The 17,504-nt window shown below is 70.0% G+C and carries 15 protein-coding genes and 3 pseudogenes; 10 read left to right on the plus strand and 8 right to left on the minus strand.

Translation table 11 applies throughout. The features are described 5' to 3' along the window. Positions 1–136: 136 nt before the first annotated feature. On the minus strand, positions 137–337 hold the full coding sequence (locus tag ALMP_RS29090) for a helix-turn-helix domain-containing protein (protein WP_264933621.1): 201 nt from the start codon (positions 335–337) through the stop codon (positions 137–139). Here ALMP_RS29090 and ALMP_RS29095 point away from each other — a divergent pair. Then, a pseudogene (locus tag ALMP_RS29095) lies at positions 333–928 on the plus strand (iron-containing alcohol dehydrogenase); the annotation flags it as partial. The gene ALMP_RS29090 and the pseudogene ALMP_RS29095 overlap by 5 nt on opposite strands. A gap of 276 nt (positions 929–1,204) precedes the next feature. On the opposite strand, the gene ALMP_RS29100 reads toward ALMP_RS29095, so the two are convergent. The 4 genes from ALMP_RS29100 to ALMP_RS29115 all read right to left on the minus strand — a co-directional run bounded on the left by ALMP_RS29100 (position 1,205) and on the right by ALMP_RS29115 (position 5,111). Then, on the minus strand, positions 1,205–1,882 hold the full coding sequence (locus ALMP_RS29100; protein WP_264933623.1) for a response regulator transcription factor: 678 nt from the start codon (positions 1,880–1,882) through the stop codon (positions 1,205–1,207). Continuing rightward, positions 1,879–3,225: a sensor histidine kinase gene (locus ALMP_RS29105; RefSeq protein ID WP_264933625.1), complete on the minus strand. Its 1,347-nt coding sequence runs from the start codon at positions 3,223–3,225 to the stop codon at positions 1,879–1,881. Before ALMP_RS29105 ends, ALMP_RS29100 begins: the two co-directional genes overlap by 4 nt. Before the next feature lie 93 nt (positions 3,226–3,318). After that, the gene (locus tag ALMP_RS29110) at positions 3,319–4,179 is read right to left on the minus strand and encodes an ABC transporter permease (RefSeq protein ID WP_264933628.1); all 861 of its coding nucleotides are present in this window, start codon (positions 4,177–4,179) and stop codon (positions 3,319–3,321) included. After that, entirely contained in the window at positions 4,176–5,111 is a 936-nt protein-coding gene (locus ALMP_RS29115) for an ATP-binding cassette domain-containing protein (protein ID WP_264933630.1), read from the minus strand. Before ALMP_RS29115 ends, ALMP_RS29110 begins: the two co-directional genes overlap by 4 nt. Before the next feature lie 296 nt (positions 5,112–5,407). Here ALMP_RS29115 and ALMP_RS29120 point away from each other — a divergent pair. Together ALMP_RS29120 and ALMP_RS29125 are read left to right on the plus strand one after the other, a co-directional pair. After that, positions 5,408–5,718: pseudogene (locus tag ALMP_RS29120) on the plus strand (response regulator transcription factor); the annotation flags it as partial. Positions 5,719–5,950: 232 nt separating this feature from the next. Beyond that, positions 5,951–6,553 (plus strand): hypothetical protein, encoded by a 603-nt coding sequence (locus ALMP_RS29125; RefSeq protein ID WP_264933632.1) that lies wholly within the window; start codon positions 5,951–5,953, stop codon positions 6,551–6,553. Between the two features lie 290 nt (positions 6,554–6,843). Here ALMP_RS29125 and ALMP_RS29130 read toward each other — a convergent pair whose 3' ends face one another. Further along, positions 6,844–7,512 carry a TetR/AcrR family transcriptional regulator gene (locus ALMP_RS29130; protein WP_264933633.1) on the minus strand — a complete coding sequence of 223 codons (669 nt, stop codon included), beginning with the start codon at positions 7,510–7,512 and terminating at the stop codon, positions 6,844–6,846. A gap of 108 nt (positions 7,513–7,620) precedes the next feature. Here ALMP_RS29130 and ALMP_RS29135 point away from each other — a divergent pair, with 108 nt between their 5' ends. From ALMP_RS29135 to ALMP_RS29145, 3 genes are all read left to right on the plus strand, one after another. Further along, on the plus strand, positions 7,621–9,114 hold the full coding sequence (locus tag ALMP_RS29135) for an MFS transporter (RefSeq protein WP_264933634.1): 1,494 nt from the start codon (positions 7,621–7,623) through the stop codon (positions 9,112–9,114). Positions 9,115–9,163: 49 nt separating this feature from the next. Continuing rightward, positions 9,164–10,375: an FAD-dependent monooxygenase gene (locus tag ALMP_RS29140; RefSeq protein WP_264933635.1), complete on the plus strand. Its 1,212-nt coding sequence runs from the start codon at positions 9,164–9,166 to the stop codon at positions 10,373–10,375. A gap of 71 nt (positions 10,376–10,446) precedes the next feature. Continuing rightward, a complete protein-coding gene (locus ALMP_RS29145; protein WP_264933637.1) occupies positions 10,447–11,301 on the plus strand; it encodes a lipocalin-like domain-containing protein in 855 nt (284 codons plus the stop codon). Positions 11,302–11,598: 297 nt separating this feature from the next. On the opposite strand, the gene ALMP_RS29150 is transcribed toward ALMP_RS29145, so the two are convergent. Next, positions 11,599–12,288: a GntR family transcriptional regulator gene (locus tag ALMP_RS29150; protein ID WP_264933639.1), complete on the minus strand. Its 690-nt coding sequence runs from the start codon at positions 12,286–12,288 to the stop codon at positions 11,599–11,601. Positions 12,289–12,493: 205 nt separating this feature from the next. On the opposite strand from ALMP_RS29150, the gene ALMP_RS29155 reads away from it, so the two are divergent. From ALMP_RS29155 to ALMP_RS29170, 4 genes are read left to right on the plus strand one after another with little or no spacing between them, the layout of a single operon-like run. Then, entirely contained in the window at positions 12,494–13,846 is a 1,353-nt protein-coding gene (locus ALMP_RS29155; protein WP_264933641.1) for an MFS transporter, read from the plus strand. 5 nt (positions 13,847–13,851) lie between these two features. Beyond that, positions 13,852–14,757, plus strand: a complete 906-nt coding sequence (locus ALMP_RS29160) for a transketolase (protein ID WP_264933643.1) — start codon at positions 13,852–13,854, stop codon at positions 14,755–14,757. Beyond that, positions 14,754–15,746, plus strand: a complete 993-nt coding sequence (locus ALMP_RS29165) for a transketolase family protein (RefSeq protein ID WP_264933645.1) — start codon at positions 14,754–14,756, stop codon at positions 15,744–15,746. The genes ALMP_RS29160 and ALMP_RS29165 overlap by 4 nt, the downstream gene beginning before the upstream one ends. A gap of 39 nt (positions 15,747–15,785) precedes the next feature. Then, on the plus strand, positions 15,786–16,553 hold the full coding sequence (locus ALMP_RS29170; protein ID WP_264933647.1) for an SDR family NAD(P)-dependent oxidoreductase: 768 nt from the start codon (positions 15,786–15,788) through the stop codon (positions 16,551–16,553). A gap of 333 nt (positions 16,554–16,886) precedes the next feature. Here ALMP_RS29170 and ALMP_RS44475 read toward each other — a convergent pair. Continuing rightward, positions 16,887–17,426, minus strand: a pseudogene (locus tag ALMP_RS44475) (TetR/AcrR family transcriptional regulator); the annotation flags it as partial. Between the last annotated feature and the right edge of the window lie 78 nt (positions 17,427–17,504).

Raw genomic sequence — 17,504 nt, forward strand, 5'->3', positions numbered from 1 at the left:
CAGGGCTCGCGGGGAGCATGCGCGGAGGCGCTGGCACTCGGCCGCGGCCTGGTGGAAGAGGACGAGGAACCTCGCTCTGGTGAGGGCAGCCGCCGCGATGCCGGCGATCTCGGCATACGTTCGCCGCCGTACCCAGTCACCTTCGCTCACCACCATCCCGGCCGCCGGACCTGGCCAGTGTCTCGGACGGCGCGGCGCCGAAGCGTCGGCGGTAGGCGGCGGAGAAGCGGCTCAGATGGGTGAAGCCCCACCGCCCGGCCACTTCGGTGACCCCCGTGGCGCCCGTGAGGAGTTCGGCGTGGACACGGCCCAGACGGACGTTGCGCAGGTACGTCATCACCGTACCGACGACGTACGCCGGGTCCGAGATGACACCGGTGTGGGGCCTGACGGAGAACGGCGTCCAACGCACCGGCCAGGCCCCCCGCGTCCTGCCGGTCTCGGTGCTGTACGACCCCGCGCTCACCGCGACTCTGCCCGCGGCCGTCTCCGTGACCAGCGGCATCAACGCGATCCCGCACGCGGTCGAGGCCCTCTACGCGCCGGACGCCTCACCGATCATCGACCTGATGGCCGAGGAGAGGGCGTGCGCGCGCTGGCCGCCGCACTCCCGGACGTCGTCGCCGACGGCACCGGCCTGGACGCCCGCGCCCGTGCCCAGTACGGCGCCTGGCTGTGCGGCGCCTGCCTCGGGGTCACCACCATGTCCCTGCACCACAAGCTGTGCCACGCCCTCGGCGGCACCCTCGACCGGCCGCACGCCCCCACCCACACCGTGGTCCTCCCGCACGTCCTCGACTACCGGGCACCGTGGACAAACCAGGACGCGGCGCCCAAGGCGCCGGCAGCGCTGGGCCGCGCTCTCGGCACCCCCGCCGACCCGGCCACGTATCTGTGGGACCTCACCGGCCGGCTCGGCGCTCCGCGCGGAGGGCCTGGTGCCGAACGACATCATGACCGGCTCCGCGACGGCGATGCTCGACGAACTAGTCCGGGTGACCGACGCCTTGCGTCCACTGCGCGGGGCCGCGACGGAGTGATCCCCGAAGGCACACACCGTTGTCACGCCGCTGAGTGGCGGCCGTGGAAGCCGGGCGGACGCGGTCAGAGCTGGTACGGCCCGAAACGACGGGTTCCTGAGAACGGCGGATGACGCCTGACGCTCATCGTCGGCGCGGGGCAGGCGCCACCGGCCCTTCGTGCCTCACTCGGGTGGGCGCGGGCGGGCGAGCCCCAGGTCGTAGGCGAGGATGACGGCCTGGATGCGGTCGCGGGCTCCCAGCTTCGCCAGGACACGGCCGACATACGTCTTCACGGTGGACTCCGACAGCACCAGACGCTCGGCGATCTCACCGTTGGTCCAGCCCTGACCGATGGCGACGAAGATCTCGCGCTCGCGTTCGGTCAGCGAGCGAACCCTGGGGTCGTCGTCGGGTGTGCGGCTGGGCGAGGTCTGGGGCAGGTGATGGGCGTAGGCGTCCAGCAGCCGGCGGGTGAGTGCGGGGGCGATGACGGCGTCGCCTCCGGCGACCGCGCGGATCCCGGCGAGGAGTTCATCGGGTCGGGCGTCCTTGAGGAGGAACCCGCTGGCTCCGGCACGCAGGGCGGAGTGGGCGTATTCGTCGAGGTCGAAGGTGGTCAGGACGAGGACGCGGGAGCGGCCGCCGGAGGCGATGATGCGGCGGGTGGCCTCGATGCCGTCCATGCCGGGCATCCGGACGTCCATGAGGATCACGTCGGGGCGGAGTTCGGCGGCCATGCGGACGGCCTCGCCGCCGTGTTCCGCTTCACCGACGACCTCGGTGCCGGGGGAGCTCTCCAGGAGCATGCGGAAACCGAAGCGTTGCAGCGGCTGGTCGTCCACGATGAGGACGGTGGTCACTGCGTACCGCCCGCGTGGGCAGGACGGGGGAGACCGGTGATCGGGGTGAGGTCGAGGGCGACTCGCACCGCCCAGCCTCCGCCGGGAGCGGGTCCCGCGGTGACGGTCCCGTTGTACAGCGCGGCACGTTCTCTCATACCGGTCAGGCCTTGTCCTTGGTCGCGGGGGTGTTCCGGCCGGGTGGCTCCCGGACCCGGGCCGGTGTCCTGGACGTCGATGCGCAGTTCCATCTCCCGGGCGGTCACCGTCAGGTCGATCCGTGTGTCGCGACCCGCGTGTTTGAGGGCGTTGGTGAGTGCTTCCTGGACGATACGGTAGACGGTCAGCTGGACACCGCGGTCGAGGCTGTCCAGCTCGCCGCTGGTGCGGTAGACGACCTGCGGGCCGGCGGCGCGGATACGGGCGCACAGGGCGTCGATGTCCGCGAGGCGGGGCTGCGGGCTGAGCTGGGCGGTGTCGGAGGCGGCGTGGTGGTCGCGCAGGAGGCCGAGGGTGCGGCGCAGTTCACCCATTGCCTGGCGTCCGGTGTCACCGATCATGAGCAGGGCCTGCTTGCCGCGTTCGGGGGTGATGTCGGCCGCCCGTGCGCCGCCGTCGGCGAGGGTGATGATGACGGAGAGGTTGTGGCCGACGATGTCGTGCATCTCGCGGGCGACTCGGGTGCGTTCGGCGGCGGCGGCCAGTTGGCTGCGCTGGTCGCGTTCGATCTCCAGGCGGGCCGCGCGGTCGTGCAACGCCGCCAACTGGGCCCGGCGGACGCGTACGGCGAGACCCAGCGCGACCGCGGCGACGACGGTGGTGCCCAGGAAGAACAGCCCGTCCACGATCGACAGCTCGCCTCGCAGCCGCAGGGCGACCAGTCCCAGGGCGAGCCCCAACATGGCGCAGGCCACGGGCAGATGGCGCAGCCGCCCGTGCAGCGCGAGGTGGTAGAGAGCGATCAGCGCGGCCATGCCGGCGCGGAGCCAGACCCCCAGAGCGCACTCGACGAGGAACACCGTGACGATCACCGCGAACGTGGGGGCGGGCTTTCTGCGCCGCCACAGCAGGGGCAGCACCAGTCCCGCCTGCAGCGCGATCGTCCCCTGCCAGGGCAGGCGGGTGAAGTCGACGTCGAATTCCTCCGGGCGGTTGTGGGACAGCAGGTCGGGCACGCACAACAGAGGGATCAGGGCGACGACCACACCGGCGTCCAGCAGCCACGGACGATTCCGGTCGATCTGCCGCAGGCGCTGCCCGATACAGGACACCTGCCTGACCAGCGGGTGGTCCCAGATGGCCTCGATCCCTGCCGGTGACGGGTGGAAGGCTGTCCCCGGCGGGGTGATGTCGTCGGTGCTCATGGGTGCCCCCTTGTCGGTGGTGGCTCACAGCTGCCGGGCGGCACGGTGACCGGCCAGGCACCGGTACCGCACCGCCCGAAAGGGAGGGCCGCGTCACGCATCGGTGCGTACCAGACGGTACGCGGCGCCTGCCAGTGCCAGCGCGGTCCAGCCCACAAGGACCAGGAGAGCGGCGGTCGGCGAAAGGCTCGCCGCGTCGTGGGTCAGCGAGTACAGCGACTCGCCCGCGTTGCTGGGCAGGAGCTTGCTGACGTTGTCCTCCCACGAGTTGGGCAGCAGCGAGATCAGACCGGGCACCAGCATCAGTACGCCGACCAGGACGGCGATGCCGCCCGCCACGGAGCGGAACAGCGCGCCCAGCGCGGCACCGATCACACCGATCAGGCCCAGGTACAGGCCGGCGCCCAGCAGGCTGCGGACGACGCCGGAGTCGGACAGCGAGAGTTCCGCCGCGGTGCCGGACACCAGTTCGTTCCCGATCAGGAAGGCGACGACGGCGCCGATGGTGCCCAGGGCGAAGGTGGAAAGGCCGAACACCGCCGACTTCGACCACAGCACCGGCAGCCGGCGCGGGACGGCGGCGAGCGTGGAGCGGATCATGCCGGTGGAGTACTCGCCGGCGGTGACCATCACGCCCAGAATGCCGAACGCCATCTGCGCGACGGAGATACCGAACAGGGACAGGCCCAGCGCGTCGGCGTTGCTCAGGTCCCCGCCCGGGCCGCCGTCGTCGAGGCCGCTGCCGGACCCGTACTGCGCGGCGGCGATGACACCGAACGAGATCAGGAGCACCAGGCCCACGGCCAGGGTGATCCAGGTGGATCGAAGGGTCCACAGTTTGGCCCACTCCGAGCGCAGTACCCGAAGGCCGGTGACCTGGTACCGCGGGCGTGCCTGTTGTGGGGCCTCGGGCGAGGACGGGGTCGCGCTGCGGGTCTCGGTCATCGTGGTCATGCCGCCCTCCCAGGGGTGTCGATGGTGGAGGCGCCGTGGTACTCGACGGCGTCGTGGGTCAGTTCCATGAACGCCTGCTCCAGGGAGACGGTCCTGGAGCTGAGCTCGAACAGGGGGATGCCGTGCTCGGCGGCCTTGAGGCCGATGTCACGCGCGGACAGGCCGGTGACGTGCAGCTGCTCGGAGCCCACCTCGCCGGTGATCTCGACACCGGGGCCGGAGAGGACCTCCCGCAGACGGGCGGGCTGGTCGCAGGCCACGGTCACGGCGTCCCCGCCGTACTGGCGCACCAGCTCCCGCACGGTGGTGTCGGCCAGCAGACGTCCGCGTCCGACGATGATCAGGTGATCGGCGACCAGCGCCATCTCGCTCATGAGGTGGGAGGAGACGAAGACGGTACGGCCCTCCTCGGCAAGTCCGGTCAGGAGATTGCGGATCCACAGCACGCCGTCGGGGTCCAGCCCGTTGACCGGTTCGTCGAGCATGACGGTGGCAGGATCGCCCAGCAGCGCCGCGGCGATGCCCAGCCGCTGGCCCATGCCGAGGGAGAAGGCCCCGGCGCGCTTCCTGGCGACGGCCTGCAGCCCGGTCATCTCGATGACCTCCTCGACCCGGCGGCGCGGAATACCGTGGGTGTGGGCCTGCACCATCAGGTGGTCGAACGCGGACCGGCCCGGGTGGATCGACCTGGCCTCCAGAAGCGCGCCGATCTCCTGCAACGGCGCCGAATGCCGGGCATAGAGCTTGCCGTTGACCGTCACACTGCCGCTGGACGGCGCGTCCAGTCCGACGATCATGCGCATGGTGGTGGACTTGCCGGCCCCGTTCGGGCCGAGGAATCCGGTGACGGTGCCGGGCCTGACGACGAAGTCCAAGTGGTCGACCGCCGTCTTCTCGCCGTACCGCTTCGTCAGTTGCTGTGCCTCGATCATGGTCACTACCTCGCATCTGGCTACCGGCCCCTACCGGGCTTCGTCACCAGAAACGCTAGGAGTCCGGGAACCGCGAATCCTGGTACCCAGGAGAGCAATGGCACGGACGCGGTGGTACCGCGGTACCACCTGGCCTGGCACGTGCGTACCGCCCGGCCGCAGCCCGCCGCGGTCGGGACGGCCGTGTCCTGCGGGGCATGTCTGACGGTGTCGCACCGCTCCTGGTCGACACCGGCCTCCGCGTACCAGGTGGCCGGGCGGCATGACCTGCGGGCCGGACGGATGGCTCCGGCGTCATGAGGGATGCCACCGGCCCCGTGATCCGGGTCCTCCTCGCCGACGACCATCCCGTGGTCCGTGACGGGCTTGCCGCGATGCTCTCCACCCAGCCCGACCTCACGGTCGTCGGCGAAGCCGCCACCGGTGCCGAGGCACTGCACCAGACCGCATCACTCGCACCCGACGTCGTGCTGATGGACCTGCAGATGGCGTGGACGGCGCGACCGCGACCGCCGCCATCCGTGCCGCCCACCCCGAGGTGCGGGTAGTCGTCCTGACCACCTACGACACGGACGCCGACATCACCTCCGCCATCGACGCCGGCGCGGTCGTGGGCCCTGCCGGGACGTCGGGAAACGGCATGGAGAGTGGCGGGCGGCCAGGACCGCCGCATCGCGGTGCTGGGCACTGTCGGCGCACCGATGCCACTCCCATGCCTGCATCCACAGCAGGCTGCGAGACAAAATGACTCGAAAATTTCTGAGACGCCTTGCCTCATAACTGTTCTTCGATACATACTGTCTCACAGATGCAGCGCGAGAATCCCAAGGAGGAACCACATGTCCATGAACGAGAACGCCGTCGCCCTCCGCTTCGCCGACCGCGCCACCGCCTACCAGGCCCTCAGCGACCTCAAGCACCTCAGCTCCGCCACCGTCGAGGTCCGCGGCGCCGTGCTGATCGAGCGCCTGGAGGACGGCACGGTCCGCGTCCCCGAGGGTCTGGAGACCGAGGCCGGACGCAACACCGCCGTCGGCGGGCTCGTCGGATCGCTGGTCGGCATCCTCGGCGGCCCCCTCGGCGTCCTGACGGGCTGGGGCATCGGAGCGGCGATCGGCAGCGGCTACGACTACAAGCGCGCCGAGGAGGCCACGGGCACCGTCACCCTCTTCACCCAGCACATGCCGCCCGGCGGCACCCTGATCCTCGCCGAGGTCCGCGAGTCCGACCCCCAGGCCCTGGATCTGCTGGCCATGCGCTACGACGCCGTCCTGGAACGCCGCCCGTCCGACTCGGTACGCACCGAGCTCAAGGCCATGGAGGAGGCCGCCGACCACATCCGCAAGGAGGAGGCGAAGGCGAGGCGCGACCGCAAGCGCACCGAGACCGAGCAGAAGATCAAGGATGGCGTCGCACAGCTGAAGCAGAAGATCGCCGGCTAGCCGGCCCCTCGAGCGCGGGGTGACCCCCCCCCGCCCCGCATGGCGGGGGCGGGCCAAGCCGGGCCCGCCCTCGCCGCCGTCACTGTCCGGTCAGCACAGTCGCCTCGATCCCGGGGCCGGTGAATGCCGTGCCGAGTCGTCCGGCCTGGCCGGGCGGCGCACACTCAAGTCGATCCGGACCGGCCGACCACCACCACGTCCGCCGACTGTGGCAAGGCCTCGGAGAGTTCAACAGGCCACAATCAGAGCTTGCCCGCTACACGGACCGGCCGACCACCGCACCAAGATGACTACTTCATGGTTTGGTCGAATTCTTCCTGGTCAAGAGCGCGGTGGGGCAGAGGGGTGGGGTGATCCCGTTCGCGGCGCAGGCCGTCCAGGATGAGTGTGAGGTAGCGCTTCCACAGCTCGGGTGTGACGTTCCGGCTGTGCTGCGTGACGGCCCCGAGCATGAGCTGGATGAGAGGGAAGTCGGACGGTTCGATGTCATCGCGCAGTTGGCCGGCTTGCTGGGCGCGCGTGATGACAGCGCTGACTGCGGGGGTGAGGCGTTCCCGGGCAGCGGCTGCCCGGACTTTGGCATGTGTGCCTTCCAGTAGGACCTCTCGCAGCCCGCGGTCATCCGCGAAGTCCTGACCGGTGGCAAGGAAGAGCTGCACGAGGCCTTCCCACGGGTCTTCGTGGGCGAGGGCCTGTTCCGCCAGCGCGATCAAGCGCTGCAAGGTGTCTTCGAAGACCGCGTCGATCAGTTCCTCGCGGTTGGCGAAGCGGCGGTAGGCCGTGCCGACGCCGACGCCCGCATGGCGGGCGACGTCGTCGAGGGTGACATCCAGTCCCTGGCGGGCGAAAAGCTCACGGGCGGCCGCGATGATGCGCCGCCGGTTGCGTTCCGCGTCCGCCCGCAAGGGGCGTGCCGGGGGGCTCTCGGGGTGTGCGGTGGAGGCGGTTCGGCGGCTCATGACTCCTACCTTACCCGGTAACTGGAGATGACATCTCCAGTTTGATGCTACGGTGGACCCAGTAAGCGGAGATGTCTTCTCCACTTGACGCCTCGTATTCGGAGAGCCATGAGCACCCTCACCAGTGAAGAGAGCCCGCCGCAGGCAGAGCGGAGCGCGAGCCGGCATCACCACCGCTGGTTGATCCTGGCCGTCATCGCGACAGCCCAGCTGATGGTGGTCCTGGACGCCACCATCGTGAACATCGCCCTGCCCTCGACTCAGGCGGAGCTGGGCTTCTCCGACGACAGCCGCCAGTGGCTCGTCACCGCCTACTCACTGGCCTTCGGCAGCCTGCTGCTGATCGGTGGGCGTATCGCGGACCTCATCGGCCGCAAGGCCGCCCTGGTGGTCGGTCTCGTCGGCTTCGCGGGCGCGTCCGCACTGGCCGGTGCCGCGGCGAACTTCGAGGTCCTGGTGGCCGGGCGGGCGCTGCAGGGGGTCTTCGGTGCGCTGCTGGCCCCCACCGCACTGGCGCTGCTGACCACGACGTTCACCGACGCCAAGGAGCGCGCGAAGGCGTTCGGTATCTACGGTGCGGTTGCCGGCGCGGGCGGAGGGGTGGGGCTGTTGTTGGGCGGCGTCCTCACCGAGTATCTGAACTGGCGCTGGTGCCTGTACGTCAACCTGATCTTCGCTGCCGTCGCGCTGGTCGGCGCCATGGTGCTGCTGCCGCGACACCGCCGCGACACGGGCGTGAAGATCGATATACCCGGCACGGTCACCGTCACGGCAGGACTGTTCGCCCTGGTCTACGGATTCGCCCATGCCGAGACCGACGGCTGGAGCTCGACGGGCACCTGGGGCTTCCTCGTCGCCGGCGCGGCGCTGATCGCGGTGTTCGCATGGCTGCAGACCCGCGTCGCACATCCGCTGCTCCCGCTGCGGATCCTTCGGGACCGCGACCGCGGTGCCGCCTCCCTCGCCATGTTCATCTCGGCCGCCGGCATGTTCGGCTTCAACCTGTTCCTGACCTACTACCTTCAGCAGACCCTCCACTATTCGCCGGTCGAGACCGGCCTGGCATTCCTGCCCACGGTCGCCGCCGTCATGATCTCCTCGACGCTGGCCACCAGCGTTCTGACACCGCGCTTCGGCCCGAAGCCGATCGTCCCGTTCGGCATGGTCCTGGCCGCCGCGGGCCTGGTCTGGCTGACCGCGCTGGAGACCGACTCCACCTACGCTGCCCACGTCCTGCCGCCGTTGCTCGTCTTCGGCCTGGGGCTGGGCCTGGTCATGGCACCCTCGATGAGCGCCGCCACCTTTGGCATCGACCCGGCCGACGCCGGCGTCGGCTCCGCAAGCGTCAACACCATGCAGCAGGTCGGCGGCTCGATAGGCACCGCGCTGCTCAGCACCCTGGCCGCCGGCGCCGCCACCGACTACCTGGCAGGCAAGGCTCCCACCCCGGATGCGCTCGCCCAGTCCGCGCTGGAGAGCTACTCCACCGCCTACTGGTGGTCCGCCGCCTTCTTCGCGGCCGGCGCGATCCTCTGCGGCCTGCTCTTCCGCCGAGGCGTGCCCGAACACGATCCCGACGCCGCACCCACCGTCCACATGTGACCCCGCCCCCCCCCAGGACTCCACCCGAGAGGAAAGAGAGAAGTTCGTCATGAACACACCCCGCGCCTTAATCGTCGGCATGGGTATCGGCGGCCTGGCAACGGCCATGCGCCTGCGCGAGATCGACTGGGAGCCCTTACTCGTCGAACGCGCCTCGCACAGGCGTCCCGCCGGATACTTCGTCGGCCTGTTCGAGACCGGCCGCGCCACCGCGCAGCGGATGGGCGTGCTCGATGCCATCGGCAACCGGGCGGGCGCCGACGGCATCACCTACGACATCGATCGCTCGGGCCGGCGCCGTCCCGGCATGGGATACGGCGACCTGCCCGGCGAGCCCCGCCTGATCCTGCGCGGCGACATCGAGGCCGCCCTCTACGACGTCGTCGCTCCCCACATCGAGATCCGCTACGGCACCACACCGATCGCCATCGACGAACACCCCGACGCGGTGGACGTCACGCTGCGCACCACCGCGGGCGACGAGGCCACCGAGACCACCGAGCGCTTCGACCTCGTGGTGGGCGCTGACGGCCTGCGCTCCACCGTGCGCCGCCTGGCCTTCGGCCCGGACCAGGAGTTCATGCGGCCGCTCGGCCACATCATCGGCGCCACGATCCTCAAGGAACCCGTGCCCGGCTACCGGCCCCAGGACGGTGTCGTCCTGGCCGAACCCGGCCGCTCCGCATGGACCTTCCCCTTCACCGACCATCAGCCCGGCCTGCTGTTCAACTACCGCACCGACGACGAGGACGCCCAGTTCCGCCGCCCGCCCATCGAGTCACTGCGCCGCGCCTTCGGCCCCGAACCGACCGGGCCCGTGCTGGAACACCTCCTTGAGCAGTTCGAGCAGGCCGACGACTATCTCTTCGACTCCGTCCACCAGGTGGAGATGCCGACCTGGCACACCGACCGCGTCGTCCTGCTCGGCGACTCCGCATGGTGCCTGACCCTCTACTCCGGCATGGGCGCCTCAACCGCCCTGGCCGGCGCGGACCTGCTCGGCACCCTGCTGCAGCGAAGCCGCGGCAACACCGCCCGGGCCCTGCGCGAATGGGACCAGCGGCTGCGCCCCTTCATGGCCCTCCAGCAGCGCACCGGCCGTACACAGGGCCTGACGATGTTCGTCCCGCAGAGCCGTCGGGACAAGGCTGTGCGGACCTTCACCCAGGCACTGACGAGCCGTCCGGGCGGCAAGCGTGTGATGAAGACCCTGGCCGCCCGGCAGTTCAAGGAGAAGTCCATCGACATCGCCGCTGTCTGACCACGACCCCGACCGACGTCGGCTCAGTCCGTCCTCCCGGACGGCGACAGCCATCCCCCCCCACAGGAGACATGATGACCACGACGCACCCCACACTGATCAGCGCCGCCGATGAGCTCCCCGCCGACTCGTCCTACGCGACGGATTCCTGGTGGTTCACGGCCCGACTCCACGCCGGCGAGACCACCTTCTGGGTGAAGATCCACGCGATGACCCTGCAGGGCACCTGCCACAGCACCCTCGCACTGCTCCAGGAACCCGACGGCCACACCAGCGAGAAGCAGACGATCGAGGCCCTCGACGCCGTGTCGCTGTCCGCCGACTCCCTCCACATCCGGACATCGATCCTGGAGATGAGCGGGGACCTGGACGACCTGGAGATCACCGGCGCCACGGACTCCGCGTCGGTCCACCTCACCCTTCGGCGTGACGAGCAGCCCGTGCTCTACAACGGTGGCTCCGGACTCTTTCCCTTCTTCGGTGGGACCACCGGGCAGTACGCATTGCCGGGCCTGACCTCGACAGGCACCATCACCGCCGAGGGCACCACGTACCACGTCAGCGGGCGCACCTGGTTCGACCGCCAGTGGAGCACCGCGAGCACCGAGCCCCCGCGTTTCACCTGGCTCGGACTCGACCTCGGCACCGGCCGGTACCTGAGTGTCTGGGACACGACGGGCGACGGCACTTCCTGGCTCACCGAGCTCAAGGCCGACGGCACGCACACCATCACCAGTGCCCGGCGCACCGACCGCGCCAACGGCGCATGGCGGCTGACCATCCCCGACCTCGACGCGTCCCTCGAGATCACCCACCGCGGGCTGCCGGGCTCCCATGACGGCCTCTACGCCGGTGTGTGCTCCGTCGCCGGAACACTCGCAGGCGAAGACATCGCCGGACACGGCTATACGGACGTCATCGGGTAAAGCCCTCTTCACACATCCCCGGATGGACGATCCGCCCATCCGGGGATGTGGCGGACCGCCCACATGAGGAATCAGCGGATGCTGTGGTGCCTTCGCCGACGAGCGTCTGGCCGGTGAAGCCGGGTGAACCCGTTCAGGACCCCGAGCGCTCGGTAGGTCGGATCGTGGTCTTCGATGCGACCGAGACCGTGGTGGGCCGGCCTCGGCGGCCGGACGAGTGGCCCACCGACGGACGACAGGCGGGCGCGCGGCTGCGCGCCCGCCTTGGCCGACACCTCGGCGCTTGCCCAGCCGGGGTCAGGCGGTTTCGCGGGAGCCTTCCCGTTCGATGCCCAGTTGCTCGATGGCCGAGGTCATGTGTGTGTGCAGGATCTCCCGGGCCGCCGTCGCGTCTCCGCGCGCGATCGCGTCGGCGATGGGGGAGTGGGAGGTCACGGACATGGCCACGTCCCGGCGTTCGCCGGCGGCGCTCATGATCACCACACGCATCGGTCCCTCGAGTTGCCGCCAGGTCTTGAGCAGGACCGAGTTCCCGGACAGCTCGCACAACAGCAGGTGGAAGCCGAGGTCGGCCTCGACCTTCGCTGCGAGGTCCGCGCCCGATTCGAAGGCGTCGTGGAGTCGTTCCAGGGCCTTGTGCAGCGCTTCGGCCGCTTCCTGTCTGTGCGGCGACGCGATGATCTGCGCCACCGCGAGTCCTTCCAGCGCCTCCCGGACCTGGAAGAGTTCCCGCACCTCGGTCGGCGTCAGCTGGGACACGCGCAGCATGCCCCGTGCCCCCGCGGTGACGAGCCCCTCCTGCTGGAGGTGGCGAAGGGCCTCCCGTACCGTGCCGCGGCTCACCGACAGGTGCTCGGCGATCTCCACCTCTCCGAGATGGTCGCCGGGGCGGTACTGGCCGGTGGTGATGGCCGTCCGCAAGGCCACGAGCGCCCGCTCCCGGAGGGTGGTCGAGCGGGTGAGACTGGACAGCGCCTGACTGGACATGGTCGAACTCTCCTTCGACTCCATGAGTGATCAGAGTAGCCCGAATCGCTGCCGTCTGTTGACAGTCGGCAATTGCGCGTCTGATCTCCGCCGTAGGGCTTGACAGGTCTTGGCGTCGGCTTCAGCATCAACTCTCGACTGTTAACAGTCGACAGCCGACAGTGGGACCCGGGACGGTTTCCGCTCACGATCAAGGAGGATCGGCATGGCTGAGTCCAAGGCGCCGGGCCAGGCGGCGCAGGGATCGCCCGAGCGTCTGCGAGTCGCCGTCGGGTGCGGTGTGGGCGCGACCATCGAGACGTACGACTTCATCGGCTTCGGTACGGCCGCGGCCCTCTACTTCGGGGACGTGTTCTTCCCGGACTCCGACCCGCTCTCCGCCACCCTGCTGTCCTTCGCGACCCTGGGGATCGGCTTCGCGGCACGCCCGCTGGGCGGCATCATCGCCGGCCACCTCGGAGACCGCATCGGCCGCAAACCCGTACTGGTCGGGTCCCTGCTGCTCATGGGCATCGCGACCGTGCTGATCGGGTGTCTGCCCACCTATCAGATGGTCGGGATCTGGGCGCCGATCCTGCTGGTGGCCGTCCGGGTGGTCCAGGGGCTCGCCTTCGGCGCCGAGTGGGGCGGCGCCATCCTGATGACCTTCGAGCACGCCCCCTGGAAACGGCGCGGTCTGTACACGGGCATCACCCAGGCCGGCTTCCCGGTCGGTCTGCTGCTCGCCAATCTCGCCTTCCTGTTCAGCAGGCACACCCTGGACGACACCTGGGCCTGGCGTGTGCCGTTCCTGCTCAGCGCCGTCCTGATCGCCGTGGGCATCTTCATCCGGCTCAAGATCGACGAATCACCCCAGTTCGAGGCGCTCAAGGAGTCCGGCGAGGTCGTCAAGAACCCGCTGCTGGAGGTGATCCGGGAGGACTGGCGCAACGTACTGCGGGCGTTCTGTCTGCGCATCACGGAAACCGCCGGATACGCCGTGTCGGTCACCTTCGTCCTGTCCTACCTGGACGACGGCGACGCCCCCGACGTCACCAGCACCACCACGCTCACCGCTCTGGTGACCGCCGCGGCCGTAGGCATCGCCGCCACCACGCTCTGGGGGCACCTGTCGGACCGGGTCGGCCGCCGCCCGGTGTACCTGCTGGGCTGCGCGGTGAGTCTCGCCTGGGGCATCCCGCTCTTCCTGCTCGTCAACACCGAAGCCGCCGCACTCATCCTGCTCGCCTTCCTGATCAGCTACGCCGTCTGCCAGAACTCGCTGGCCGGCGTCCAAGGGGCCTGGTTCTGCGAGCTGTTCGCCACCAGGACCCGCACCGCAGGAACGTCCCTGGCCTACCAGCTGTCCGCGGTGGTCTCCGGATTCACGCCCATGATCGCCACGGCGCTCTACTCCGCCACCGGATGGACCGGCCCCGCGGTCCTCTTCACCTGCTACGGGTTGCTGGGCCTCGTGGCGACGCTGGTGACACGCGAGACATGGGGCCCGGAACAGCGCCGGGAAGCGGACAGGGCCATGACCGCTCCCACCACACCCGCCCTGCCCACCGCTCACTGACAGAGATGAGGATCAACGTGATGTCCACCCCGGCACCCGAGACGGTGGTGTCGCCGACCCGGCGTATCAGCTCCCTGAAGGACTCCGCCCACCGCATCCGTATGCACGCGCTGGACATGGGCGAGACCCAGGGCCAGGGCTACATCGGGCAGGCGCTGGGCGTGGCCGACATCCTGGCCGTCGTCTACCAGGACGTCCTCAACCACCGGCCCGCCGAGCCGGACTGGCCGCAGCGCGACCGGTTCCTGCTGTCGATCGGCCACTACGCCATCGCCCTGTACGCGGCACTCGCCGAGGCCGGCGTACTGGACGTCGGTGAACTCGCCACCTACGGCAGCGACGACTCACGCCTGCCCATGTCCGGCATGGCCTCCTACACACCCGGCATGGAGATCTCCGGCGGCTCCCTCGGCCACGGTCTCGGCGTCGCCACCGGCATGGCGCTCGGCCTCCGTCACCAAGGCAGCGACGCACGCGTCTACAACCTGCTCTCCGACGGCGAGTTGGACGAGGGCTCCACCTGGGAGGCGGCCCTCGCCTGCGCCCACCACGGCCTGGACAACGTCACCGCCATCGTCGACGTCAACGCCCTCCAGGCGGACGGCCCCACCAAGGGCGTACTGCGCACCGAGCCGGTCACGGCCAAGTGGGAGGCGTTCGGCTGGCACGCGATCCGCGTGGACGGCAACGACATCGAGGCACTCGTCGCCGCCTTCGACGACCTGCGCGGCCACCGCGGTTCACCGGCCGTGCTGATCTGCGACACCCGGATCGGATGCGGCGTACCCATGCTGGAGACCCGGGAGAAGGCGCACTTCATGCGGGTCGAGGAACACGAATGGCAACTGGCCCGTGAGCAGTTGACGGAGCGTCACTACGCGGCCGCCCAGAAGGAGGGAACCGTTCGATGAACACCAGGGCCCCGCAACGCAGGCTCACCACCTCCGCGATGATCGCCTCCATCGCCGAAGAGGGCCAGCGCACCACCAAGGCACCCTTCGGGCACGCCCTGGCCCGGCTCGCCGACGAACGCCCCGACGTGGTCGGCCTCTCCGCCGACCTGGCCAAGTACACCGACATGCACGTCTTCCGCGAGGCCCACCCCGACCGCTTCTTCCAGATGGGCATGGCGGAACAGGTGATGCTGGGCGCGGCAGCGGGCCTGGCCGAGGTCGGCCTGACGCCCTTCGCCTCCACCTACTCCGTCTTCGCCACCCGCCGCGCCTACGACTTCCTCTGCCTCGACATCGCCGAGCCGCAGCTGGGCGTCAACGTCATCGGCGCCCTGCCCGGCCTGACCACCGGCTACGGTCCCAGCCACCAGGCGACCGAAGACCTGGCCATCCTGCGCGGCATGCCCGGCCTGACCATCGTGGACCCCGCGGACTCGATCGACATCGAACAGGCCGTGCCGGCCCTGGCCGCGCACCCCGGCCCCACCTACATGCGGCTGCTGCGCGGAGCCGTCCCCACGGTCCTGGACGAGTACGACTACCGGTTCGAACTCGGCAAGGCTGCCCTGCTGCGCGGCGGACGCGACGTGCTGTTCGTCTCCACCGGCCTGATGACGGTACGGGCCCTGACCGCGGCCGAGGAACTCGCGGCCGACCACGTCGACGTCGCCGTCCTCCACGTGCCGACGATCAAACCGTTCGACCGCGAGACAGTGCTGCGGGAGACGGCGGGGGGACGCCTGGTGGTGACGTTGGAGAACCACAGCGTCGTGGGAGGCCTCGCCGAATCCGTTGCCTCCTGCCTCGCCTTCGCCCAGCAGACGGCACGCATCGTCCCGATCGGGCTGCCGGACGAATTCCTCGCCGCAGGCGCGCTGCCGACGCTCCACGACCGCTACGGCCTCTCCGTCGCGGCGATCAAGGAACGCGTCCGCGGCGAACTCTGATCCCCGTCACCTCCTCCCCTCACTCCTCAGGAGCACGCCATGGCCACCCCCTCCACCCCTCGCACCGCCGTCATCACCGGCGCGGGCTCCCGCCGCGGCATCGGACGTGCCACGGCGCACGCCCTGGCCGTTGCCGGCTACCACATCGCCGTCCTCGACCTGGACAAGGAGGCCGCGGAGGACACCGCCCGGGAAGTCGCAGCCCGGCACGGCGTGGAGGCCCTGGGCCTCGCGGCGGACATCACCGAGCCCGACGCCGTCGACGCCGCGATCGGGGAGATCGAGGCGGCACTCCCACCGATCGGCGCCCTGGTCAACAACGCGGGAATCACGTCCCCGACCCGCTTCCTCGACGTCGCGCCCGCCGAGTGGGACCGGATCTTCGAGGTCAACGTCCGCGGGAGCTTCCTGGTCACCCACCGCGTGGCTGCCGGGATGGCCGAGCGCGGGTTCGGCCGCATCGTCTTCCTGTCGTCCGTCTCGGCCGAGCGCGGAGGCGGGGTGTTCGGCGGAGTGGCCTACTCGGCGGCCAAGGCCGCCCTCCTGGGCTTCGCCCGGGCCCTCGCCCGCGAACTCGGCCCGTCCGGAATCACGGTCAACTCCGTCGCCCCCGGCCTGATCGACACCGACATCACGCAGGGGAAGCTGGACGAGGAGCGCAAGGCAGCGATGATCGCGGATGTTCCGGTCCGCCGCATCGGCGAGGTCGAGGACGTGGCCGACGTCATCGCCTTCCTGGCCCGGCCGGAGGCCGGCTACCTCACCGGCGTGACGTACGACGTCAACGGAGGGTCCCACATGCACTGACCGAGCCCCGGCCGGGACACGAAGAGGCAACATCACCAACTGGACCACTCCGACGTCGACAAGGCCCCACAGGGGATCGCCACCGCAACCCCTCGCGTCCCCGCAGCTGCTCCCTCGTCCTCTCCGGCGGCAGCCGCGTCCTCTGTCTGTTGCCGCCGTCTGAGGCCGGGAGCTCGGCTCCGCACGGCGTAAAGGCCCAGGTCTCCGGCCTGGGGCTCTACGTGCCGGAGATGTCTGCCGGTCCGTCGTTCTCGGCAGCCAGGGGGCCAGTGCGGCGTCGACCTCGCCCGCAACGGTGTCGTCCTCCAGCCGTTCGCCGAACATGGAGCGGCGGAAGAACAGGGGGCCGACGATGCGGGCCATGAGCTGCCTGGCATGTACCTGGACACCGGGGCGGAGTTCGCCGCGCAGGACGGCGGCCGTGAGCGCGTCCCTGAAGTGCTGGTCGGCTCGGCCGAACACGTCCTCGCGGATGCGCTGTGCGTTCTCGTCGCGCCCGGCTCGTTCGACGACGGTGGCCATGATGGTTGCGGAGGCCGGCTGGTTGAGCCAGTCGGCCTGCCGTTGGAGCTGGGCCGTCAACTGGTCGCGGATCGGGCTGTCGTCGAAGGCGAGAAGCGGGCGGACGCTGTCAGTGAGTGTGTCGATGAGGAGGGTCTGCTGGTCGGGCCAGTGCCGGTAGACGGTGGCGCGGCCGATTCCGGCACGTCGGGCGACAGCGGCGTGGGTGACGTTTTCGGGGCCGCCTTCGGCAAGGAGTTCGGTGGCGGCGGCCAGGGCGGCGGCGCGGCTGCGCAGGGCGCGGGGGTCGTCGTTGGTCCGGGGCATCGGGCACCTCTTCCATGAATCTCCGAGACGGTTTGACTCATACATTCCTTCGATACATACTGTCTCACAGTTGATCGGACACGCGCCTGGCCGATCGAGCACGCCAGCCGCAGATCCGCCGTG

The sequence above is a fragment of the Streptomyces sp. A012304 genome, from assembly GCF_026008495.1.
Taxonomy (GTDB): Bacteria; Actinomycetota; Actinomycetes; order Streptomycetales; family Streptomycetaceae; genus Streptomyces.